Genomic DNA, 22,100 nt, shown 5'->3' with positions numbered 1-22,100 from the left:
GATTATCAGGGTCCAAAGAAGGCTTGGGCGGGCAAGCCGGGCTAAAATGCTGCCCGTGGTGTTCCTTTGCTGCTATAAGCTGTATAGCATTACTAGTCCTTCGGGCCTTGCAAGCATGGCGAATACGCAGTCACAATAATCGGCCTAACAAATAAGTATGAAAATTCTAATTACCGGCGGAGCCGGATTCATCGGCTCGGCCCTGGTGCGCCATGTCATTGGCCACACGGGCGATTCGGTCGTGAACCTGGACAAGCTGACCTACGCGGGCAACCTGGAATCGCTGGCGTCGGTGGCCGGCCATGCCCGCTATGCCTTCGAACAGGTCGACATCTGCGACCGCGCCGAATTGGACCGCGTGTTCGCCCAGCACCAGCCCGACGCCGTCATGCACCTGGCGGCCGAGTCGCATGTGGACCGTTCCATCGACGGGCCCGCCGCATTCATCGAAACCAATATTGTCGGCACCTACACGCTGCTAGAGGCCGCGCGCCAGTATTGGCAAGGGCTGGACGCCGCGCGCAAGAACGCCTTTCGCTTCCACCATATTTCCACCGACGAAGTCTACGGCGACCTGGAAGGCCCGGAAGACCTGTTCACGGAAACCACGTCGTACGCGCCCAGCTCGCCGTATTCCGCCAGCAAGGCCGGCTCGGACCACCTGGTGCGCGCCTGGCGCCGCACCTACGGCCTGCCCACCCTGGTCACCAATTGCTCCAACAACTACGGGCCTTATCACTTCCCCGAAAAGCTCATCCCCTTGGTGATCTTGAACGCTCTTGAGGGCAAGCCCTTGCCCGTGTACGGCCAGGGCAACCAGGTGCGCGACTGGCTGTATGTGGAAGACCATGCCCGGGCCCTGTATCAAGTCATCACCCAAGGCCAGGTCGGCGAAACCTACAACATCGGCGGCCATAACGAAAAGCAGAACATCCAGGTCGTGCACGCCATTTGCGAGCTGCTGGACGAGCTGCATCCCCAAAGCCGCCCTTTAAGCACTGGCGGCCACCCCGCCTCGCACAAAGCCCTGATCACCTTCGTCACCGACCGCCCCGGCCACGACCTGCGCTACGCCATCGACGCCGCCAAGATCCAGCGCGAACTAGGCTGGACCCCGCAAGAAACCTTCGAATCGGGCCTGCGCAAAACGGTGCAGTGGTATCTGTCCAACCTGGACTGGTGCCGGCATGTGCAAGACGGCAGCTATCAGCGCGAAAGACTGGGGGCGGCAAAGTAAAGCAATAGCGGCGCACACCAGCCCCGCTCATTAACTCTCCGCCTCCGGCGCCGCCGAGCCGTGCACCATGTGCAGGTACTGGCGGTGGCGTTCGTATTGGTCCAGGATGTCGCCTATGACATCTTCCTGGCTCCATCCCATGATGTCGTAGTCCTGGCCGCCTTCGCGCAGGAATACCTCGGCGCGGAAAAATCGGCGCTCTTCTTCGTCGTCGACCTCGTCCGGGGTCAGCGCCGGCCGTATTTGCTCCAGCGGCCAAACCGCATAGGCAAAGTCCAGCAGTTCGCCGTGGTGCTGCACCTCCAGGCGGATCTCATCGTTGTCGCCTTTTTCATGGACGACCGCTTCATAGCCTTGCTGGCGCAGCTCGTTGGCGACCGCGTGCATCGCAGGCAGCACGATGTCGTTCATGAAACGCAGCACATGTCCCCGCTTGGGCATCATGACGATATTGCGCAAGCGCCTTTGCCACGGCTGGCTATTGCCGGGCGGCGGCGAACGCGTGATGGTCTGGTAGCGGATGCGCCGCTTGGTCGCGTCCAGTTTCAGTGCCTTGAACAATCCCCACACAGCCAGCAGCAGAATCACCGAGAACGGCAGGGCACTGGCGATAGTGGCGGTTTGCAAGGCTTCCAGGCCGTTGGCCAGAAGCAGGGCGATAGCCACCACGCCCATCAGCGAAGACCAGAAGATGCGTTGCCAGACCGGGGAATTCTCGGCGCCGCCGGATGCCAGCAGGTCCACGACCAGTGCGCCCGAGTCGGCCGAGGTAACAAAAAAGACCAGCACCATTGCAATGGCGACCATCGATGTAATGCTGGAAAGCGGCAACTGTTCGAGGAATGCAAACAAAGCCAGCGAGTTGTCTTGCGCCACACGCTCTGCAAAGCCATGAATACCGTCTATCAAGATGAAGTGAATGGCCGTATCGCCGAAGACCGTCATCCACAACAGCGTGAACCCGGCCGGAACAAACAAAACGCCGCGCACGAATTCGCGTATGGTGCGCCCGCGAGAGACGCGGGCTATGAACAGGCCTACAAAAGGCGACCATGCTATCCACCAACCCCAATAGAACAGCGTCCAGCCGCCTATCCAGTCGTTCGGTTCGTAGGCGTAGAGGTTGAACGTCTTGTCGACTATTTCGGACAAGTACGAGCCCGTGTTCTGCACGAAGGTCTGCAGCAGGAAAACAGTCGGCCCCAGCACCAGCACGAAAAGCAGCAAGACCACGGCAAGGGCCAGGTTGGTTTCTGAAAGAATGCGTATGCCGCGGTCCAGCCCGCTGGCTACCGAAAGCGTGGCCAGCGACGACGCGACAATGATCAGCACGATCTGGCTCGTCACGCTGATTGGAACGCCGAACAGGTGGTTCAGCCCGCTGTTGATCTGCGCCACGCCCAGCCCCAGCGAAGTAGCAATACCGAAAACCGTGCCGATAATGGCGAAGATGTCCACGGCATGCCCGATAGGGCCGTATATGCGATTGCCGATCAGCGGATAAAGCGCAGACCGCAGCGTCAGCGGCAAGCCATGCCGATAGCTGAAGAAGGCAAGAATCAGCCCGACGATGGCATAGATGGCCCAGGCGTGCAGCCCCCAGTGGAAGAACGTAATCTTCATGGCCTCGCGCGCGGCTTCTATGGTGCCCCCATCGCCCACAGGGGGACTGACGAAATGCATTACCGGTTCGGCCACGCCGAAAAACATCAAGCCGATGCCCATGCCCGCGGAAAACAGCATGGCAAACCAGGTAACGTCGCGGTAGTCGGGCTGGCTGTGGTCGGGGCCAAGCTTGATGTCGCCATAGCGGCTTATTGCCAGGAACACCACGCAAAGCAGAATGATCGCTACCGTAAGAATGTAGAACCAACTGGCGTTCTCGAGTATCCAGGTCTGGATGGCGCTGAACAGGGCCTGGGCCGCGGCGGGCGTCGCAATGGTGAAAACCACCGTCGCCAGGATGAATGCGGCCGAGGTAAAGAATACGGGCGGATGCAGTGTTTTTTTCATGATCGGCCTTGGCTGTCTTTAACTTTTTCTGAACTCCTCAATCCAATGCCGGGTCGAGGCGTCGTGGCGCTGGCCTTCATCGGGCCCGGGACGGGCCCCCGCCAGTTCCTGGACGATTCCTTTGGCCAGCACCTTGCCGTATTCCACGCCCCATTGGTCGAAAGGATTGATGCCCCATACTACGCTCTGGACGAACACCTTGTGCTCATACAAGGCCAGCAGCGCCCCCAGCGTGTAGGGCGAAAGCTTGGGCAGGACGACAAGGCTGGAAGGGCGGCCGCCCGCATGCACGCGGTGCTTGGCCAGCCAGGGCGCATGTTGCGCGTCCGCGCCGGCGTGCAGGCTTTCTTGCTGCGCTTCGTCGAAGGTCTTGCCGTTAAGCAAGGCTTCGCGCTGGGCCAGGCAGTTGGCTAGCAGGCTGGTGTGGTGGTCGGGCCAGCTGTGGTCGGCTTGCTGGCACACAATGAAGTCCACGGGGGCGCCATCGCTGCCCTGGTGCAGCCATTGGAAGAAAGTGTGCTGGGCATCGGTGCCCGGCATGCCCCAGACCACCGGCCCGGTGGGCACCCCAACAGGGTTGCCGGCAATGTCCACCGACTTGCCTAATGATTCCATGTCCAGCTGCTGCAGGTAGGGCACCAGATGCGCCAACCTGAAGTCGTAGGGCGCAATGTTCAGCGAACCATAGCCCAGGACGCTGCGGTTGGCGACGCCGGCCATGGCCATTTGAATGGGGGCGTTCTGGGCGAACGGAGCCTGGGCGAAGTGGTTGTCCATGGCGGCCGCGCCGGCCTGCATGCCGGCCACTACGTCCGAACTGACAGCCAGGGCGGTGGTAAGGCTTACCGACGACCACAACGAAAACCGGCCGCCCACCCAGTCCCACAGCTTGAAGATATGGGCCTGCGGGATGCCCCAGGCGGCCGCCAGGTCGGGGCGGGCGGTAATGGCCGCCATGTGTTCGCCGGGGTTTTCCAGGCCGGCCGCGGCCAGCCATTCGCGCGCGCGCTGCCCGTTTTGCAGGGTCTCGGCGGTGGTGAACGACTTGGAGGCCAGCACAACCAGCGTTTCGCGCGCATCCAGCCCGGCCAAGGCGCCTTGCATGGCATGGCCGTCGATATTGGCGGCAAAGCGCACGTGGCGCCAGGCACCGGCATAGCCGAAGGCGTTGATGGCCAGCCGCACGCCCCAATCGCTGCCGCCGATGCCTATATGAATAATATTGCGCCAGCGCCGTTCGGAATCGGCCTGGCGCACGAACTCGTTCATGCGCTGGCGCTCGGCCGCCACGTCGGCTATGGGAGCGGGCGCCCGCAAAACCGTATGCCAGGCGGCGCGGTCTTCGGTAAGGTTGGCAATGCCGCCCGAAAGCAGCGTGCTGCGCAATTGGCCGAACTGGCGGGCTTCAAGCAAAGCCTGGCCGGCCGCTTCCAGTTCTTCGGAAGCCACTTGGCCCGTAATGTCCACATTGATGCCGGCCGCATCCAGAATACGCAAATCATTGGTCCGCACCGACGCCGCCTCCGCCGCGTCGGCGAAGCGTTTCCATTCGGGCAATTGCTGTAGCGAAGGCAAATTGGGTATGGGGCTAGTCAAGGCGATTCCAGTATCTTGTTTTTATGCTTAGCCGATTGTAATGGACGTGCCGGCGAAGCAGCGGTTTACGCTTTGGCATAGCAATTTCGCGGCCTATGGTGGCATCTGCCCCGGCATGGACATAAAATAGCCCCTCCTGCATTCGAAAAACCATCAAAGCGTTGCATTGGTAACATTGTTGTGCGGCCCGCCTTGGCCAAAGCATCTCACTATGAAGGGTTCATGGAATCAAAAGCCTACACGCCGCTGGCCAGCTTCATCGATCTTCTGATGGATGCAGTTTTCGCGGTCGATGCCGACGCCAATGTCGTATACGCCAGCGCCTCCTGCGAGCGCATCTTCGGGTATACGCCGCAAGAAATGGTCGGCAAGAATATGTTCGACATGATGTTGCCCGAAGACCGCGAAGGCACCCGGAAGTCGGTGGTCGAAGTCATGTCGGGCCACCCGCAGTTCAATTACGAAAATCGCTATGTCCGCAAAGACGGTCAGGTCGTGCATATTATGTGGTCGACGCGTTGGTCGCCCGCCGAGCAGTTGCGGATAGGGGTTGGGCGCGACATTACCGAGCGCAAGCGCGCCGAGTCCATGCAGGCCGCAGTGTATGCCATTGCCGAAGCCGCCTACGCCGCCCAGGACCTGCTTGCGTTGTTCCAGCGCATCCATCAAATCGTCGGCACGCTATTGCGGGCGGACAACTTCTTCGTCGCGCTGTACGACAAGGACACCGAGCAACTGAGTTTTCCGTACCATGTGGACGAGCGTGAAAAAAAGCCCAAGCCGTCCAGGCTTGCCGCCGGAACACTTTATGCCGAGATCATCCAGACCGGTCAGCCGCTGTTGTTGACTCCAGAGACGATGGCTTTTCATCCGCGGGCGCGGCAGGCTTTTGCCGATACGAATCCAATCTGCTGGCTGGGCGTCCCGCTTAAATCGCATAACGGAACAATAGGCGTGCTGGTCGTCAAAAGCTATCCGGGCGGCGTTTGCTACACCGAAAAGGACCAGGAGCTCCTGCAGTTCGTTTCCACGCAGATAGCCACTGTTATCGAGCGCCAGCAAATGCAGATCCGGCTGCGGCATATGGCGCAGCACGACCAACTGACCGTCCTGCCCAACCGCGGCCTTTTGCACGATCGCCTGAAAGCGGCGCTTTCCATTGCACACCGCGAACGCGGCCGCCTGGCGGTGCTGTACATCGATCTGGACAAATTCAAGCCTATCAACGACACACTGGGCCACAGCGTTGGCGACATGGTGCTGCAGGAAGTCGCGCAGCGGCTAAGCCAATGCGTGCGCGAAACTGACACCGTTGCGCGTGTGGGCGGCGACGAATTCGTGGTGCTGCTTCAGAATATTTCACGGCCAGAGCAAGCCGCGCTGATAGCAGAAAAAATTCGGGGCGTCCTTAGCGAGCCTTTTGCCATAGAGGACCACAAGCTTAGCGTTGCACCAAGCATCGGAATCGCCCTTTACCCCGAGCACGGCAACGACGAACAGCAGTTGCTGAAGCACGCCGACAAAGCCATGTATTTCGCCAAGAACCGGGACTACCGGCGCCAGCTAAGCATTGGGCCAATAGACTAATACTTGCTCTTGCGGTTGCGCTAGGTCTTGCGCCTAATATTCAAGCGACTAAAAGCCGGCACTGATGACCGCCGGCTTCTAACAGCCGGACGGCCTTCTTGTCGAACGAAACAAATGTTTCGGCACCCAGCCACGCGCCGTCAAACGCAATAACGCCGTCGTTAAGCTGCTTCACGCAATGGGGTCAAATGCATATCGACATGGATATCGTCAAAAGGGCAGCGCAGTGCGCCATTGTCGTCCTTTTCCAATAGGCCAAGGGCAACCAGAACCTGGGCATCTTCATGCACACGTTTGACGCCTCGGTCCAGCCGACGCGCAAGTTCGCGAACGCCAATCGTGCCGCTACCCATCATTTCGCGTACCATCTGCCAGCGCAATTCAGATAGCTGCCCAAAGAAGGCGGCGGGCGACTCGAAGTTGAGGCTTTCGCCCTGATACTTGCCTGTGGCAATGCCATGCGCCGCACGTTGCCCTGCAGCGCGTAGCGCATGCTTCCAATTCTGGCCCGTAGTAATAGTGAGCGTCCGATTCATAATACTTTCCTCCGTTCATCGACTTTGGAAATGAAATCTTCGATCAATTGCTCAAGGCTGGTGAATTCATAGGGAAATTCTTGCCCGTTTAAATGCATGTGATCGCCCTTGCCGCGCTCGTTGTCAAAGCCAACGATACGTTGACCGTTATAGACATAAACCAACCGGTACTTGAAACCGTGTGTGGTGGGCGGCACTGATTCGGGCACTTTCCAGATTTTCATTTGCAGAATGGCGCCGTTGATATCTACGGTCTTGTGATCGAGGATAAGTTGGGCGTCCATGTTGTCAATTATGACAACAAAACCTGGTGTTGTCAATGGCGACAACACCAGGTTTGCAAAGCTACTCCAGGCCTACCGCATAGCCGGCGCTCTTTTCGGAAGCGCTTTGGGGGCTGGTTACAAGACAAACCGCAATCATCAAGGCAAAGCCAAGGATCGAGCTGATGCCCAGCGCGATGAATACGTTGTTTTGTATTCCGAAGGTGCTTAGAACGATGTAGCAGCCGGCGCCTCCAAGGGTGGACACCAGGGCGCCGGTGCGATTGGCTCGCTTCCAGATGTAGCCCAGGGTAATGGGCGCGATGACGCCGCTGATGATGGCCGAAATGCCGAACTGCGTCAGCAGGGCCAGCGAATCGGGCCGCTTGAATGACATAACCATGGAAACCACGCCTATCACCAGCAGGCCGGCCCGGGACACCAGCAGCGTTCCTTTGTCGGTTTGCACTTCGCTGTCTTCAGACTTGCCGTAAATAAATGGCGCGATCAGCGGCTTGAAAATGTCGTTGCCGATAATGGCCGACATGCCCAGGTACAGGCTATTGGTGGTTGAAAGAATGGCAGACAGCAGGCCGCCGACCATTATCGCCACTACAACCGTTGGAAACGCGTGTTCGATGTATGCGGGGATAGCCGCATCGGCAGAAGGCAGCTCGGGCATAAGCACGCGTGCGGCCATGCCCGCAAACACCGCAAAACAGGACAGCAGGAACAGCGTGATGCCCGACGACAATATGAAGGGCCGCAGGCCTTCTTCTTTATCGATCGAAAGCACTTTATTCATCAAGTGCGGCAGCAGGCCGAAGGTGAACAACAGCCATTCGATAGAAAGAATAGCCATCCAGCTATAGAACGGTCCTGTCTTTGCCACCGGGGCGGTAAGGGCGGGGTCGATGGCATTAAGCCGCGCGCCAAGTTCACCCAGGAAATTCCAGCCCCCGCCTATGGTCCAGGCCAAAGAACCGAACAACACCACGCCACAGACGCACATCAAAATGCCCTGGATTGCGTCGCCAATATATTGGGCGTAGGCCCCGCCCACAAAAAGATAGGCAATTGTCACTACCACGCCCAGCACCACTCCCCAAAAGTAGGGCAGGCCCATGATTGTTTCGAAAGTGGTAGCCAGGCCCACGTTTTGGCCGACGATGTAGTAAATATTGAATAAAGTCAGGAAGCCCACTATGACCTGTATGGCCGTGCTGTTGTAGCGGATTTTCAGCCAGTGCGGCAAAGTTAGCGCGCCGCCGTTGCGTTGCCCGTCGTGCCAGAACTTGCGCGCAAACAAGACCAGGCCGCCCCATGTCAGGGCAAAGCACCCGAAGGTCCACCACAGGGTAGGGGCACCATAGGTGTAGGCCCAGCCCGGAACGCCAAGAAACAGATTGGCGCTTGCAAAGGTGGCGCCAAAACTTACGCCAATAACCCATGGGCTTACTTGCCCGCGCGCCAGGGAATAGCCGCGCATGTTCTTACTATGTTTTGCTCCCAGTTTACCGATCCAGAGAATTACAACTATATACAGCAGTAGAAAGGCTGTAATAGCCCATATAAGAAACGTCTTGTCAGCCATCATTATCTCCAAAACATTATTCTCGATATAAACCCGCCGAATTTTGGGCGAAGCCGTCCGCCAGGCCTGATAAGGCCCAATCTAGTTTCCGTACGGAATCAGAGCTTGTTTTTATTATTTATGTCGGTATAAGCACCGTGGCCAGCCGGCTACGGACGCCCTGTACTGCGGTATGGGGGGACGGCCTTCGGGTACATGCAATGCCAAATAGCCAAGACGATTCCACCAAAGAAAATTACACCTAACCAATATAAGGTAAACATTTTCCACTCCTCCATTTGGATAAAAAACTATATCGTTGCGACGATTATTAATATTGGAAAACGGTGCGCGCATTTATAAGACGCGTCGTGCCATGAGCCTGCTTGCAATTACTGCTGTCATGGTTATTCGTTCAGCCAAGAATAGGAGCATGATTCATTAAAAACAAGCGATAAATTATGATGAAGCGAGACAAAATAATTGATGAATGGCACGAAAAGCAATGTCGCACGCGCGGTTTTTTGATCAGCCTGCCCGTGCGTCTTTTTGCAGCAAAACGCAACTGAAGCTCAATACATCAAAAAATTTGAACGAAAACAGGAAAATTACTCGCTTGTTGTTCATGGGATGCCTTCCTATACTGTCCAAAACAGCAAAAACCCAAGGGGTTTCCAAGAATATCCAAGTACCGGAGGCAATCATGACAGTGGCGGCATTATCTTATTCGGACGAACAGCTTGCACAAACCCAAAAGGGGCTTATCCGCACCTGCGTCAGTGCCGTTGAAAAGCTTGCGGACGATATTTTCAGCTATGAACTTTCGGCGGAAGATTTACCCGAATTTTCGGCTGGATCGCATATAGATGTGCATTTACCCGGCGGAATTATTCGCCAATACTCTCTGTGCAACGACCCTCAAGAAAGCCATCGCTACGTTATTGCGGTTCTGCGCGAATCGAATGGCCGTGGCGGGTCTGAATATATTCACGAGCACGTTGTGGAAGGCGACGAGCTGCTTATTTCCCAGCCCAGAAACCATTTTCCCTTGATTATCGGCAAAGGCCCGCTGCATTTTGTGGCTGGCGGAATCGGAATTACGCCGATTATGGCCATGGTTGCCGAATGCGTTCGAAAAAACGTGGATTTCCACCTGCATTATTGCGTGCGGTCTCGAAGCCGTGCAGCCTTTCTGGAACCATTGCGGCCGCTGCTGGATAGCGGCAAGGCTACCGTGTATGTCGACGACGAAGGCATAAAGCCCAATTTTCAAAACACATTCGCCCAACCCGGCGCGGGCGAGCACATTTATTACTGCGGCCCTTCTGGATTCATGGACCACCTGGCGCTGGTCACCAAGCATTGGCCCAAAGACACCGTGCATTTCGAGCGCTTTTCGGCCGGCACCGACCAGGAAGCCCTGCAGGACGACAGCCTGAATGAAGCCTTTGAAGTGCGCCTGGCCAGTTCCGGCAAGACCTATACCGTGCAGGCCGACGAATCCATTCCAGAAGTACTGCGGCGCAATGGCGTGCAGGTGGACGTTTCCTGCGAAGAAGGCTATTGCGGCACGTGCATGACACGCTATGTGGGCGGCCAGCCCGAACACCGGGACAGCGTTCTGGACGACGCCAACCGCCGCAGCTACGTAATGATTTGCTGTGCCAGGGCCAAAGAAGGTCCTTTGATTTTAGACATATAACAACTCAATAACGACTGATGGAACCGTGGCCTTGCCACAAAACATTAAGAGAGGAGTCAATAATGGCTGAGTTTGAATACGTGCGTAATTGCTGGTACCCCGTTGGGTTTTCCAACGAATTCAAGACCGGTGAACTCAAAGGCTTGAAAATCGCCGATAAGCCCGTGGTTATCTGGCGTACCGAAGACGGCAATGTTTCCGCTTTTGACGACCGCTGCTGTCACAAGCGCTTTCCCCTTTCCCAAAGCAAACTGCTTGAAAGCGGCAACCTGGAATGCGCCTATCATGGGCTGCAGTACGACGCCACCGGCCGCTGCGTAGAAATTCCTTCCCAGTCGGACCGTCCCATTCCCAAGCAGGCCAGGCTGCGCGTAATGCCGGTGTGCGAACAAGACACGATAGTATGGCTGTGGCCCGGCGACCCGGAAGCCTGTGTAGGCATTGCGCCCCCGCGCACCACGGAAGCTGTCGACGAAAAGCTGGACAGCATGCCGCTGCCGCAGATCATCAAGTCGCCGTCGAATTACCTGCTGCTAATCGAAAACCTGCTGGACATCAGCCATTTTTATCCGCTGCACGACGGCAACATCGGCGACCGCGCCAATAGCGAGATTCCGGTAAAAATGGAAGAGGGCGAAGTCGACGGCTTCAAGTATGTGCGCACCATTCGCGAAACCGAGAACTACAAGCAGCCGCCGTATTTCCAGGAATACTTCCACTACGAACTTATCGACCGCGTGCATACGCACACCATGGTCACGCCCGGCCTTACCCGCGTGGTGATGCGCGTGGCGCCTCCGGGCCAACTGGGCACCGAGGCCGAACGCGGCTACACGCTGCTGCACCTGCACTATCCGGTGGACAAGAACAACCTTGAGTGGCGCATCCTGATCTCCACCAAGAAAGACACCACGCCGCTAAGCGACACCAGCATCTCGACCACGCAGGCCATTGCCAACAGTTTCTACGCCGTGGTCGAACAAGACGAATGGGCCCTGGAGCGCCAGCAAAAAATGATGGAATATCCCGACGATGACTATTCCGAACTGTTCCTGATTTCCGACGCGGCCCTGCGGCGCGCACGGCAGATCATGCTGGCCATGCAGCGCGCCGAGCGCCAGCCGCTGGTAAGGGAAGAGGCTCTGGCGTAGCGGGCGCACCGCCTTGTAAGGGGAAAGGGCCGCCAGCCGGCACTTTCCCCGGGCCCGATGCCGCCAAGCGTAGTACGGCACTGTCGGGGCTGGACCCGACAGGCAAGGTGTTCAAGACGGTGCGGTTCAGCCTGGGCTGGGCCGGTCATCAACATTAACGAATAGTTTTGAAAAGGAAGCAATATGCAGACTTCTGGCCCACTTACCGGCGTTAGAGTGCTTGAGCTTGGCCAGATTGCCGCTGGCCCATTCGCCGGTTCCTTGCTGGCGGACCTGGGCGCCGACGTGGTCAAGATAGAAAACCCCAGCATGGGCGACGGCATGCGCTCGTGGCCGCCGCTAAGCCAAAACGAAGCCGGCGAAGCCTATAGCGAAAACTTCGCATCGCTTAACCGCAACAAGCGTAGCGTCGCCCTGGACCTTAAAGACGAGGCCGACGTTGCCGAGCTGAAAGCCTTGTGCGCGGCGGCCGACATCCTTATCGAAAACTACCGCCCCGGCGTCCTGGACAGGCTGGGTCTGGGCTATGAGGCGCTGAAGCAGGTCAACCCCAAGCTGGTCATGTGCTCTATCAGCGGCTACGGGCAAACCGGCCCTTACGCTACCAAGGGCGCCTTCGACGTAACCGTGCAAGCCATGAGCGGCCTGATGAGCGTTACCGGCGAAGACGATAGCGGGCCGGTCAAGTGCGGCGTGCCTGTGGGCGACTTCTGTGCCGGCCTGTACGCGGCCTTTGCCGTTACCGCGGCAGTGCTGCGTGCGCGCGCGCCCGGCGGCACCGGCTGCCACGTAGACTGCTCCATGCTGGGATGCCTTATTGGCGTCTCGGCACTGCAAACCAGCGAATACTTCGGCACCGGCACTTCGGCCGGCCGCCTGGGGTCGGCCCATCCCCGTAACGCCCCGTACCAAGCCTTCAAAGCCAGCGACGATTATTTCGTGATTGCCGCCGGCACCGACAAGCTTTGGCAGCAAGTGTGCGAGGCCGTGGGCATGCCCGGCCTGAAAGACCGCCCGGAATTCATAGACCAGGCTTCGCGCGCAAAAAACCAGAAGCAGCTGGCCCAGATACTGGAAGAAAAGTTCCAGCACGACACCGCCAAAAATTGGCTGCAAGAGTTCGAAACAAGAGGCGTGCCGGCCAGTCCCATCAACACCTACGCCGACGTCTTCAACGACGCGCACGTACAGCACATGGGAATAGTCAAAGACCTGGTGCTCCCCAACGGCGTAAAAACCAAGACCACCAATTTCCCCATCACCCTAAGCGGCTACGAACTGGCCATTCACCGCAATCCGCCAAGCCTGGGCGAACACAACCAAGAGGTGCTTAAAGAATGGGCGGTCTGAAAAATGAATTTGGGGTTGATGCCGTGCCTGACACAAGCTTGGTAGAGTTGGCCTACAGCCACGCGGACAAGGTCGGCCGCATAACACTGAACCGCAGCCGTTACGCCAACGCTTTAAGCGCCGATCTGGTGGAAGCCTTGATCGATGCCGTCCAGGCTTGCCTGGACAAAAAGGTGGAACTGCTGGTGCTGCGCGGCCACGGCGCCATTTTTTGCGGCGGATTCGACTTGCGCGGCCTGGACCAGGAAACCGACGCCAGCCTGGCCTACCGCTTCCTGCGCCTGGAAACCTTGTTGCAAAGCATTCACTATGCCCCTTGCCAAACCCTGGTGTACGCCCAGGGCGCAGTCTCCGGCGCGGGCGCCGACCTGATGGCCGCCTGCCGCAAGCGGCTGGTTGCGCCCGACGCCTCTTTCCGCTTCCCGGGAATTCGTTTTGGCATTTTGCTGGGCACCAACCGGCTGCTTTCCCTGATAGGCGAAAAGGCCTACGGCGTGCTGCTGGAACAACAAAAAATCAATAGCGGCCTGGCGGTGCAGCTAGGCCTGGCGCAGGGGTTGGCTCAAGACGTCGATGTCGATGCGCTGATAGAAGCCGAATATGCAAGCCTGAAGCGCATTCCAGAACCGACGCGCCGGCAATTATTTGCCGCAAACACACGGCAGGCCGCGGTGGACATGGGGATACTGGCAAAAACCGTCACCGAGCCAGGCTTGAAGGCGCGCATGCAAGCCTATTGGGAAGAAGCGAAGGCCGCGGCCCGGCGGTAGAAAGTAGGCCCCCACGCCGCGCTGCTACGCAGCTTGCTGCCCCCCGAGGGGGCGCTTTTACCTTGGGGCGGCCCGGCGGTAAAAAGGTATGCCCCCACGCCGCGCCGCTAATGCAGCTTGCGTTGCAGCTATTCGCTGAGGGCAGCAAGCTTTTTATTGGGGAAATTGCTGGCCTGGACCGCCAGGTCGGCAATGCGGAAGACCAGCGGCGCCATTTCGTCGGCCGACATGGCGGCAATAAAGCCCACTTGCGGCTCTATGCTGGTGTCTATCAGTTCCAGGCGGCCGGCCTCGATTTCGTGGCTGAAGCAATTAATGGGCAGATAAGCGCAGCCTACGCCGCTGGACACCATCGAAGCCGCCACCAGCATACTGGTGCAGCGAACCTGGTAATAACTATAGGCGTGGCCCTTTCTGAACCAGTCCTCGATAGTGCCATGGTGGTAGGACTGGCGCGCCAGCCCAATCACTGCCTGTTCCGAAATTTCCTGGGCGGTTCTTTTCGCGCCGCCCAGGCCAAGCTTCGGGCTGGCCATCCATGAAAACTGCACCGACCCCAACGAAGCCGTATTCAGGCCGGACTCGGGTTCGCGTCCCGGCGCAAGTATCAAATCCAACGCGCCTTTGCGCAAATGGCTGACCAAATCGGCCGTCAGCATCTGGTCGATTTCCAGGCGTACCCTGGGAAACGTGGTCGACACCGCTTCAATGAACTTCGGCAACCAAGTCAGCGAAACCACCTCGGCAACGCCTATGCGTATCTGCCCCGTAAATGCCTTGGCCGACATGATTTTTTGCTTCAGTTCGGTATTCAGTCCCAAGAGCTTGCGTGCATACTGCATAAGCTCCAGTCCCGTGGCCGTAGGCTGGGCCACCCGGCTGGAGCGGTCGAAAAGCTCTACCCCCAGATGCTTTTCCAGCTCTTTGATACGCATGGAAATCGTCGACTGCGTAACATAAAGGTGGTCGGCAGCAGCCGCAAAGCTGCCTAAAACAACCACCCAATAAAAAGCCTCAATCTGTTGGAAAGACATTGCCCAGCCTCCTTTCGTGAATTCTTCGCGAATTGAAGGCGCCATGCCAGCCGTTGCTTAATTGTTCAATTTTTTTGATCTCTTAACGGAAAACATGTCGCTCCTTATTGATGAATAATGCCCATGTTCGTATGAAAGATCAATAGTGTCCTCCCCCTACTTCTCCAGCGGCTCCAGCACAAACTTCTCGGGAAATGGCTTGTGGTTTCAGTTTTTGCCAAGCTGGAGCCTTGAAGTTTTTCCTGATTTCGATCGACGTCGAGGCTGACGGCGGAAAATTGAACGCAGAATATGGCTAAAGCGCTTCCACGTTGAGAGCAGATTTGAAGACCTATAAACGAATATGGCTTAAGAGCTGGCCAAAGCTGCTTGCAACAGCATCTGGGGTTGTTTGTTATGTGGCGGCTGGCTGGTTCCCCGAGAGTCACAGAGGGTTAGCGGAGAACATATCGGCGAATCCCATTTCCATAGCTACTGGATATTTCCCCGTACCCGATGCGCTCATCGGCCCATTCGCTTCTTTAGCGCGGGCTTGCTTAACGCATCAAGCTTCGGGTTGAGGGTTGCCAATATGGCTCAGGTCTAGTCTTCAGCCTTGCGTTCCAGCAGCCATTCTTCCACCTTTAGTAGGAGCGCGTGTGCGCTGATCAGGCATTCTCGAACAACCGAATCGGGTATAAGATCACCCGAGTAATCAGCCAAGTTACGTTGTTTTCTCAAAGCGTCCAGCACAATCATCTCTTCTATTGGCAGGCCTAGAGTTTGAGGGAGGGTTTGTATAGCGGTTTGATGATGGCCAGGCCGGCTGGTTAAGGTTCGATAACCGTTTGCATGTAGTGCCAGCATCGCAAGTTGCATTATTCCTTTGTATGCAGCATCAAATTTATTTTCGTTGCTTAGCGTTGGGATTTCAGCATCGGCAAGGTTACGTTTAGCGGCGTTTAGTAAACGAGTGATCTGTTGGGGGCTAGGTTTGATCCTTTCCAGTGTTAGGCCCAGTAAGTTTTCCAAGGTCATGCTCGTTTCCGATTAAAAAAATCTTTGAGGAGGACAGCACTTCTGTAAGGAATTGATTATTACCGTGGACTTGGACCTGCCATTCGTCTATTGAAAATACTTTGGGACTGATTTCACGCTTCAGTTCTGTTTGTATGGGGTACAGCAGTTTTATCGCACTGGAAAAATTTATCGAGCCGATCAACATAATGTCGATGTCGCTCGAAGCTATTTCTTGTCCGCGGGCAACTGAACCATACACGAAAGCAATGTCGATTTGGTCGGAATAGGGTATTAATGCTTGGGCAATTATGTCCGCTGCCCCGACTGTTTTCCGAAAGATTCCTGATAGCTCTGTATATATGGGGCAATTTCTATTGGCGCGGTACAGTAATTGGTTGCCTCTTGTCTCACGTTCAAGAATGCCAGCTTCGGCCAACCGAGCTAGTTCTTTATGCAACGTGCCAGGAGCAGTATGAGTAAGGCGAGCGATTTCCCGGACATGAAAGGACTCGTCTGGGCGCAGCAAAAGGAGCCCAAGCGCGCGGCGGCGATACCCGCCAAAAAGAGTTTCAGATAAGTTACGTAGCATATATAGCTACAATTGTAGCTTATTATACTTCGAGATGGAAAGCTTCAATTAGGGGGCCTTCCCAGTCAATTACCATACTGAAGTCGATATGATTTCTCGGATAGATAGCTTTGTGAAAGTTTAGAGGGAAGGCAACTGTACGAGTGGAGGTTTCGGGGGACGCTGGGTAAATCACCTTGCTCGAGAGCACAGGCAGCGTGTGCTACCTGTTGCTTGGACTGCGCTCTTGAAAGCCATGCGGCTTTAGTTCCCCCTACTTCTCCAGCGGCTCCAGCACAAACCTTTCGTTCTGAACCGACACCATTACCCGTGAATAATCATTCTGGCCGGAATGGTCGGTGGCCGTCATGTTGTACACCCCGGAATTGGCGGGCAGGTTCTTGATGTTTTCCAGGGCGTCGCGCAGGGCATGGCGGAACTCTTTCGTACCGGGCTTGGCCTTTTTGCTGGCCTCGGGCACGGCGCGTTCCAGAAACAGCAATACATCGTAGGCCTGCGCCGCAAACGTCGTGCGCGAACCTTTGCCGAATTTTTCTTCGTACAAGGGCACATACTGCGCACTGACCGCCTTGGTGGGGTAGGAGTCGGGCAATTGTTCCCACACCAGGTTCGGGCCTACCGGCAGATAGCTGCCATTCACGGCTTTGCCGCCAATGCGTAAAAAGTCGTCGGTGGCAGCGCCGTGGGTTTGGTAGATCTTGCCTTTATAGCCGCGCTCTTTCAGCGCAACATGCGGCAGCGCGGCGGGGGTGCCGGCCGCGGCAATCAGCACGGCGTCGGGGTTGGCGGCGATAGTGCGCAGTACTTGCGCAGTGGCCGAGGTGTCGCCCGCGTTGAACCGCTCTACACCCACCAGCTTTATCTTGTTGGCGTCGGCATAGGTCTTTATTTCCGTCAGCCAGCTTTCGCCGAAGGCATCGTTAAAGCCAATGAATCCCACGGTCTTGATTCCGTGTTCCTGCATGTGCTTGATAATTGCCGTGGCCACCAGCGAATCGCTGGACGAAGTCTTGAACACCCAGTGCCGCTTGTCGTCCATGGGCGCAACAATCCTGGACGAAGCGCCCAGCGCTATCAAGGGCGTTTCAGCCCCCGCAATGGCTTCGACAATGGCCAGCGCCGAAGACGAAGTGGACGAACCCACAATAACGTCCACGTCTTCGCCCAGGAAGCGCTTGGCATTCTTTACCGCGTTGGTGGGGGCGCTGGCGTCGTCCAGAATCTGGTATTCAACATCCAGCCCGCCTATCTTCTTGGGAAACATGCTTATAGAGTTGCGCGCCCCAATGCCTATGGTGGCCGCCGGGCCGGTAAGCGGCACCGTAACGCCTACTTTCATGGTCTGCGCACAGGCCGCGCCGCCTGTTGCCATAAGCAGGCCCAACGAAGCCAGCCCGATCAGTTGCGATGTTTTTTTCATTGAATTGTCTCGTTTATATAGTGTGGTGGCAGTGCTTTACGCGCCCGCCATGGCTTCGCTGCGCACCATGTCCTTGCGCGCCTGGTCCTTGTCGCGCTGCGGCGCCTGGGCCTGTTCCTTCTTCAGTTGCTGCGCCACCAGCCAGCGCATATGGTTCAAGCCCACATCCGACGGCATCGACTTCAAGGTAAAGCCAGGGTCCTTTGCCAGAATCTTCTGCTGCAGCTCGATAATCGGCATGTCTTCGTACAGCCCCTCCAGAATGCTGGCCGAAAGCGAACGCGTAATCAGGTCCTGGTTCTCTGTCTGGTTATGCAGGTACACCCAGAACAAATGCGTGCTGTCTTCCGTTTCCGGCGTCATGGCCTGCAGGTTGCGGAACGAAATGGCGCCTTCCATATTGCCTTTTTCAATGCCGTTGCCCGCGGGAGAAAACCCCGACTCCAGGTAGAAGTAGCCCGGCATCTGCATTCTTACCGTATTCCAGCGGTCCACCTTGCCCATGCCCTTGACGAACTTCTTCACAAACGGCGCCAGGTCGCAGTTCATGTGCCACTTGGTTACCTTGAAGCCATTGTCCAGGCGCTCCAGCGGGCTTTCCGTGTGCTCGGCCACATAGTTGGGCGAACCGCCGAACGTAGTGGGGTGCACATAGGCCACGTGGTTGAAGTCGGCCAGGTTGTCGACCATCAACTGGTAATTGGCCTGGTAGTGCAGATAGCCCGGCTCGCCAACCCATTCCGGCTGGCTAAGATAATGAAAGCCCGGAATCGTGGTCTTGTCGGCCAGGGCCGGGTCGCCCATCCAAATCCAGATAAGCTTGTCCTGAACTTCCACAGGATACGTAGGCACCTTGAAGCTGGGCGGAATGGCGTCCCGGCCCGGCACCTCTATACAGGTACCCGCGCTATTGAACAGCAGGCCGTGATACATGCAGCGCACATTATTGCCTTCCAGCCGGCCCAGCGAAAGCGCCGCGCCGCGGTGGCAGCAGCGGTCTTCCATGGCCACAACGCTATCGTTTTCACCCTTGTAAAACAAAATCCTTTCATTCAGAATGGTACGACCCAGCAAGGCGCCATCTATCAGCTCGTGGGCCCAGCCCGCGACATACCAGCAGTTTTTTACAAACATTGCGCTTTCTCCATAAAATGCCCAAGCAGGTTTCAAGTAAGGCCCCGGCACCCGGCAGTGCGGTGGGCTTACATAAGGCAATGGTAGGTACAGAGCAAGGCAACGTATGTCCCCCTATCTAAGGACAACGGCACAAAAACAGAAAGTTGCGGAGACAAACAATGCGAATATGGCAAGCCAGCCAACAGACAGGAAAGTTTTCGGTTTCGCAGGCGGGACTGTGCGAACTGCTGGCTTCGATCACCGACGAAGACCGCACACGGCTGCCCGAAGCAACCCTGCGCTTAATCCGTTCGGAAGTGGACGTGCTGAATTGTGCCCTGTTCTTGCTGCCCGCCACCGGCCAGCCCTGGCTGCTGGGCCATGCCGAAGCCGCCGGCATGGCCAATTCTGCCCCCGCCTGGAGCGCCTACGTAGACAAGCACTACCAACGGGACATTGCATTGCAAGAAGTACTGCGCAGCCGCGCCGCCACCCCCGCGCTGCAGGCCACCATACTGCTGCACCAAGACGCCGACGACATCGTCGACCCCGCCTACCGCACCATTTACAACAGCACTGGCACAGCCCAGCGCTTTGCCATATTCCGCCAGCTAAAAGGCAACAATAATCTACTGATAGGCATATACCGTGCAGCCACCGCAAGGGCTTTTTCCAGGGCCGACCTGAACTACCTGGAACTGCTTTCCGCCTGCCTAAGCGAAGCCGCCGTACAGCGCTACCGCGTCATGCCGCCAACCCTGGCGCTTAGCGCCGACAAGCTAAACGCCCTGCAAGCCCAGCTGGAAACCAAGCTTAGCAAGCGCGAATACGACCTCATTCTTTATATAGCGCGCGGCATGACACTGCCAGCCGCCGCCAAGGCCATGGGCATACAGCCGGCCTCGGCCATTACCTACCGCAACAGGGGCTTTGCCAAGCTTAATATCCGCACCCAGCAAGAACTGTTTTCCAAGCTTATGGAATACCCCGGCAACACTCCGTTTCTAACGAATATGGCCGCGTACCCAGTACCACAGCCTGCCCACCCACTCGCGTAGCGCCAGGTTGCTTAAGCCCAGGCTATTGGCCTGCGGAATAAAATTCATCACGCCCGCCACCGGCAAATCCGGAAAACCCGTGGCGGCCGGAACAACCGTAAAGCCCGCCTGCTGGAAAGCCCGCTGCGCACGCGGCATATGCGTTGCGTGGGTAACCAGCGCAATAACGGTAATGCCTTGCTTGCTTAAAATATCCCAAGAAAAACGCGCATTCTCGTCGGTGTCCATGGACTTCGTTTCCATCCACCGCACCGGCACATTGAACAGCCCTTCCAGCGTGCGCTTCATAACCCAGCCCTCGGCCTCGCCCCCGCCCGGATTGCCGCCCGTAACTAGAATGGGCAGCTCGTATTCGTCATACAAAAACGCCGCGTAGCGCACGCGTTCCAGGCTGGTGGTGTTGAGGACATCGGCGGCATATTCGGGCTGGTCACGCTTGATGCCGCCGCCCAAAACCACTATGGCCTGAGCCTTCGCCAAAGAAGCCGGAGTAGCCGCAGGTACAACGCCCAATGATTGCACCAAGTGCTGGGCGGTAAAGGGCATGCTTAAAACGGTTAGGCCGCCCAGGCCAATAAACAACAAGAGCAGGGCGGAACGACTGCAGCGCTTGTAAAGCAGGATGCAGCCAATAAGCAGGACGATTAATAGGCTGGTTGGCAGCAGGACGAATTGGGAAATTATTGTGTTTAGGGTGGAAGTCATTGCTGGCTTACTGGCGTGTTTGATAGCTGTTCCGCCGCCTTTTTTTCTTCGTTGCGCATGCATGCCCAGAAAATAACCAAGCTTAGCCCGAAGAAGATGACTCCGTTATTGCGGCCGAGAATTACCTGGGTAAGCCCGAAGATAAAAAACGACACCAACAAAGAGGCACCGCCAACTGCTAGCGCCTGCACGTTGGCATTGGGCGAGCGAAGGCGCTTGCAAAAGAACCAGAACGGAACTATGAACATAGCCAATAAAGCTAGTAAGCCAAATATGCCTTGGTGCAGCCAGACTTCCAGGTAGTTGTTGTGGGTGTTAGCCAGTTCGGTAATCGACTGTGAGGTTTTCTTTTCTGCCGCTAGCTCTTGCAGCCTGGCGGCGTAGTCTTTGTAGCTCCAGCCTAGAATTGGTCTTTCTGCAATGTTGATGACTGCAGCACGCCACGCTTCCAGGCGGATGCCAACTGAAGTGTTCGCATCGCGGTGTTGCGCGTAATCATTGATTTGAATTACGGCAATGTCATAGCGCGCAATGACTTTATCTTGTAGTGCTGTAAAGACTACGCCTAGGGCGGCGATTACTAGAACGATACTTATAATAGTTTGCTTCAAACCTTTCCTTTTAAGAAAGGCAATGCAAAGCAGAACAATAACTAAGGGAATTGCTAACCAGCCCCCACGACTACCGCTGAGGATAGAGGTATAAAGTCCGGCTAAAAAGCCTACTGCCAAGATGCGCCAAGCGCGTGTATATGTGGTTTGAGCGTTAGCCCAAAACATGCCCGGCAAACATAATATACCGGCCATTAAACTAATATCACCAAATGGGATCGCACTAGTCATGAAGCCATCAGGGCGATCAATGCCTAATCCGTATCGTTGCCATGTGGCAAATGCTGCCGCTGAAATGCTCCCTACCGCAATGCCGGCCCATATGGCCCACTGATGCGGTGGCATTTTTAATAGCAATAATAGAATCGGGACGAAAAGTAAGTATCGACTGGCCTGATCTACGGTTTTTGGTTCGTTACTGTGGATGATAAAAGCGACAAGGGCAATAATAAAAATACTAAGAAAGATGTAAATGAGAGCCTTATCCTCGGCGGAGAGCTTCCAGTTTGGCTTTGTTGTTAAATATCCCAAACTTGTTAAAAACAGCAGTACAGCGCCATATGAGTAACCGGAGGGAACTATGTATGTAAGGGCATAGAGTAGAAAAACCGCCACCGACGCGATGGTGGACCAAGCTCTATTTTGATAGAGGTGAGTTTTCATTGTTGTATTGCAATCTATTAAGCCGGCGTATTTCCGTTTTTAACGGTAAATGGTTGTAGGAAGAATTTGCTATGGTAGCTCAATACATAACGCATGTTTTCGCACACTGGATGGGTATTCTTGTGGC

Annotated in this window: 19 protein-coding genes; 7 read left to right on the top strand and 12 right to left on the bottom strand. The window is 56.4% G+C overall.

Going from position 1 to position 22,100, the window contains the following annotated elements; all coding sequences use genetic code 11:
• The first annotated feature begins 157 nt into the window (after positions 1-157).
• A complete protein-coding gene (rfbB, locus tag DFR37_RS04275) occupies positions 158-1,237 on the top strand; it encodes a dTDP-glucose 4,6-dehydratase (RefSeq protein ID WP_113932005.1) in 1,080 nt (359 codons plus the stop codon).
• A gap of 30 nt (positions 1,238-1,267) precedes the next feature.
• On the opposite strand, the gene DFR37_RS04270 is transcribed toward rfbB, so the two are convergent.
• Both DFR37_RS04270 and pgi read right to left on the bottom strand, forming a co-directional pair.
• The gene (locus DFR37_RS04270) at positions 1,268-3,250 is read right to left on the bottom strand and encodes a BCCT family transporter (RefSeq protein ID WP_113932004.1); all 1,983 of its coding nucleotides are present in this window, start codon (positions 3,248-3,250) and stop codon (positions 1,268-1,270) included.
• An 18-nt stretch (positions 3,251-3,268) separates the two neighbouring features.
• On the bottom strand, positions 3,269-4,846 hold the full coding sequence (pgi, locus tag DFR37_RS04265) for a glucose-6-phosphate isomerase (RefSeq protein ID WP_113932003.1): 1,578 nt from the start codon (positions 4,844-4,846) through the stop codon (positions 3,269-3,271).
• Positions 4,847-5,068: 222 nt separating this feature from the next.
• Here pgi and DFR37_RS04260 point away from each other — a divergent pair, with 222 nt between their 5' ends.
• On the top strand, positions 5,069-6,433 hold the full coding sequence (locus DFR37_RS04260; RefSeq protein ID WP_113932002.1) for a sensor domain-containing protein: 1,365 nt from the start codon (positions 5,069-5,071) through the stop codon (positions 6,431-6,433).
• A gap of 161 nt (positions 6,434-6,594) precedes the next feature.
• On the opposite strand, the gene DFR37_RS04250 is transcribed toward DFR37_RS04260, so the two are convergent.
• The 3 genes from DFR37_RS04250 to DFR37_RS04240 form a co-directional block, all read right to left on the bottom strand.
• Positions 6,595-6,969 carry an HVO_A0114 family putative DNA-binding protein gene (locus DFR37_RS04250; RefSeq protein WP_113932001.1) on the bottom strand — a complete coding sequence of 125 codons (375 nt, stop codon included), beginning with the start codon at positions 6,967-6,969 and terminating at the stop codon, positions 6,595-6,597.
• Positions 6,966-7,253: a toxin-antitoxin system TumE family protein gene (locus tag DFR37_RS04245; RefSeq protein WP_113932404.1), complete on the bottom strand. Its 288-nt coding sequence runs from the start codon at positions 7,251-7,253 to the stop codon at positions 6,966-6,968. The genes DFR37_RS04250 and DFR37_RS04245 overlap by 4 nt, the downstream gene beginning before the upstream one ends.
• Positions 7,254-7,314: 61 nt before the next feature.
• Complete coding sequence (locus tag DFR37_RS04240) at positions 7,315-8,721, bottom strand: sodium:solute symporter family protein (protein WP_211317208.1); 1,407 nt, start codon at positions 8,719-8,721, stop codon at positions 7,315-7,317.
• Positions 8,722-9,508: 787 nt separating this feature from the next.
• Between DFR37_RS04240 and DFR37_RS04235 the strand changes: the two genes are divergently transcribed.
• From DFR37_RS04235 to DFR37_RS04220, 4 genes are all read left to right on the top strand, one after another.
• Positions 9,509-10,507: a PDR/VanB family oxidoreductase gene (locus tag DFR37_RS04235; protein ID WP_170139827.1), complete on the top strand. Its 999-nt coding sequence runs from the start codon at positions 9,509-9,511 to the stop codon at positions 10,505-10,507.
• 62 nt (positions 10,508-10,569) lie between these two features.
• A complete protein-coding gene (locus tag DFR37_RS04230) occupies positions 10,570-11,658 on the top strand; it encodes an aromatic ring-hydroxylating dioxygenase subunit alpha (protein ID WP_113931998.1) in 1,089 nt (362 codons plus the stop codon).
• 183 nt (positions 11,659-11,841) lie between these two features.
• Positions 11,842-13,008: a CaiB/BaiF CoA transferase family protein gene (locus DFR37_RS04225; protein WP_113931997.1), complete on the top strand. Its 1,167-nt coding sequence runs from the start codon at positions 11,842-11,844 to the stop codon at positions 13,006-13,008.
• A 23-nt stretch (positions 13,009-13,031) separates the two neighbouring features.
• Positions 13,032-13,778 (top strand): enoyl-CoA hydratase/isomerase family protein, encoded by a 747-nt coding sequence (locus tag DFR37_RS04220; protein WP_170139826.1) that lies wholly within the window; start codon positions 13,032-13,034, stop codon positions 13,776-13,778.
• A 128-nt stretch (positions 13,779-13,906) separates the two neighbouring features.
• On the opposite strand, the gene DFR37_RS04215 is transcribed toward DFR37_RS04220, so the two are convergent.
• The 5 genes from DFR37_RS04215 to DFR37_RS04195 all read right to left on the bottom strand — a co-directional run bounded on the left by DFR37_RS04215 (position 13,907) and on the right by DFR37_RS04195 (position 18,954).
• Complete coding sequence (locus DFR37_RS04215) at positions 13,907-14,812, bottom strand: LysR family transcriptional regulator (protein WP_170139825.1); 906 nt, start codon at positions 14,810-14,812, stop codon at positions 13,907-13,909.
• A 582-nt stretch (positions 14,813-15,394) separates the two neighbouring features.
• Positions 15,395-15,829 carry a DNA-binding protein gene (locus tag DFR37_RS04210; RefSeq protein WP_113931994.1) on the bottom strand — a complete coding sequence of 145 codons (435 nt, stop codon included), beginning with the start codon at positions 15,827-15,829 and terminating at the stop codon, positions 15,395-15,397.
• Positions 15,780-16,400 carry a nucleotidyltransferase domain-containing protein gene (locus DFR37_RS04205; RefSeq protein WP_113931993.1) on the bottom strand — a complete coding sequence of 207 codons (621 nt, stop codon included), beginning with the start codon at positions 16,398-16,400 and terminating at the stop codon, positions 15,780-15,782. The genes DFR37_RS04210 and DFR37_RS04205 overlap by 50 nt, the downstream gene beginning before the upstream one ends.
• A gap of 253 nt (positions 16,401-16,653) precedes the next feature.
• A complete protein-coding gene (locus DFR37_RS04200) occupies positions 16,654-17,820 on the bottom strand; it encodes an ABC transporter substrate-binding protein (protein ID WP_113931992.1) in 1,167 nt (388 codons plus the stop codon).
• A gap of 36 nt (positions 17,821-17,856) precedes the next feature.
• Entirely contained in the window at positions 17,857-18,954 is a 1,098-nt protein-coding gene (locus DFR37_RS04195; RefSeq protein WP_113931991.1) for an aromatic ring-hydroxylating dioxygenase subunit alpha, read from the bottom strand.
• Positions 18,955-19,115: 161 nt separating this feature from the next.
• Between DFR37_RS04195 and DFR37_RS04190 the strand changes: the two genes are divergently transcribed.
• Entirely contained in the window at positions 19,116-19,994 is an 879-nt protein-coding gene (locus DFR37_RS04190) for a helix-turn-helix domain-containing protein (protein WP_113931990.1), read from the top strand.
• Here the strand turns inward: DFR37_RS04190 and DFR37_RS04185 are convergent.
• Both DFR37_RS04185 and DFR37_RS04180 read right to left on the bottom strand, forming a co-directional pair.
• On the bottom strand, positions 19,941-20,699 hold the full coding sequence (locus DFR37_RS04185) for a YdcF family protein (RefSeq protein WP_170139824.1): 759 nt from the start codon (positions 20,697-20,699) through the stop codon (positions 19,941-19,943). The two genes, DFR37_RS04190 and DFR37_RS04185, sit on opposite strands and share 54 nt — an antisense overlap.
• Entirely contained in the window at positions 20,696-21,973 is a 1,278-nt protein-coding gene (locus tag DFR37_RS04180) for an O-antigen ligase family protein (RefSeq protein WP_113931988.1), read from the bottom strand. The genes DFR37_RS04185 and DFR37_RS04180 overlap by 4 nt, the downstream gene beginning before the upstream one ends.
• Between the last annotated feature and the right edge of the window lie 127 nt (positions 21,974-22,100).

The organism is Eoetvoesiella caeni, assembly GCF_003315175.1.
Classification (GTDB): Bacteria; Pseudomonadota; Gammaproteobacteria; order Burkholderiales; family Burkholderiaceae_B; genus Eoetvoesia; species Eoetvoesia caeni.
This window is presented reverse-complemented; position numbering and strand designations above follow the sequence as displayed.

What these genes read in the sequence shown, in the direction of transcription:
- rfbB (WP_113932005.1), top strand. Translation starts at nt 158, where the DNA reads ATGAAAATTCTAATTACCGGCGGAGCCGGATTCATCGGCTCGGCCCTG.
- DFR37_RS04270 (WP_113932004.1), bottom strand. Translation starts at nt 3,250, where the DNA reads ATGAAAAAAACACTGCATCCGCCCGTATTCTTTACCTCGGCCGCATTC.
- DFR37_RS04260 (WP_113932002.1), top strand. Translation starts at nt 5,069, where the DNA reads ATGGAATCAAAAGCCTACACGCCGCTGGCCAGCTTCATCGATCTTCTG.
- DFR37_RS04250 (WP_113932001.1), bottom strand. Translation starts at nt 6,969, where the DNA reads ATGAATCGGACGCTCACTATTACTACGGGCCAGAATTGGAAGCATGCG.
- DFR37_RS04245 (WP_113932404.1), bottom strand. Translation starts at nt 7,253, where the DNA reads ATGGACGCCCAACTTATCCTCGATCACAAGACCGTAGATATCAACGGC.
- DFR37_RS04240 (WP_211317208.1), bottom strand. Translation starts at nt 8,721, where the DNA reads ATGCGCGGCTATTCCCTGGCGCGCGGGCAAGTAAGCCCATGGGTTATT.
- DFR37_RS04235 (WP_170139827.1), top strand. Translation starts at nt 9,509, where the DNA reads ATGACAGTGGCGGCATTATCTTATTCGGACGAACAGCTTGCACAAACC.
- DFR37_RS04230 (WP_113931998.1), top strand. Translation starts at nt 10,570, where the DNA reads ATGGCTGAGTTTGAATACGTGCGTAATTGCTGGTACCCCGTTGGGTTT.
- DFR37_RS04225 (WP_113931997.1), top strand. Translation starts at nt 11,842, where the DNA reads ATGCAGACTTCTGGCCCACTTACCGGCGTTAGAGTGCTTGAGCTTGGC.
- DFR37_RS04215 (WP_170139825.1), bottom strand. Translation starts at nt 14,812, where the DNA reads ATGTCTTTCCAACAGATTGAGGCTTTTTATTGGGTGGTTGTTTTAGGC.
- DFR37_RS04210 (WP_113931994.1), bottom strand. Translation starts at nt 15,829, where the DNA reads ATGACCTTGGAAAACTTACTGGGCCTAACACTGGAAAGGATCAAACCT.
- DFR37_RS04205 (WP_113931993.1), bottom strand. Translation starts at nt 16,400, where the DNA reads ATGCTACGTAACTTATCTGAAACTCTTTTTGGCGGGTATCGCCGCCGC.
- DFR37_RS04200 (WP_113931992.1), bottom strand. Translation starts at nt 17,820, where the DNA reads ATGAAAAAAACATCGCAACTGATCGGGCTGGCTTCGTTGGGCCTGCTT.
- DFR37_RS04195 (WP_113931991.1), bottom strand. Translation starts at nt 18,954, where the DNA reads ATGTTTGTAAAAAACTGCTGGTATGTCGCGGGCTGGGCCCACGAGCTG.
- DFR37_RS04190 (WP_113931990.1), top strand. Translation starts at nt 19,116, where the DNA reads ATGCGAATATGGCAAGCCAGCCAACAGACAGGAAAGTTTTCGGTTTCG.
- DFR37_RS04185 (WP_170139824.1), bottom strand. Translation starts at nt 20,699, where the DNA reads ATGACTTCCACCCTAAACACAATAATTTCCCAATTCGTCCTGCTGCCA.
- DFR37_RS04180 (WP_113931988.1), bottom strand. Translation starts at nt 21,973, where the DNA reads ATGAAAACTCACCTCTATCAAAATAGAGCTTGGTCCACCATCGCGTCG.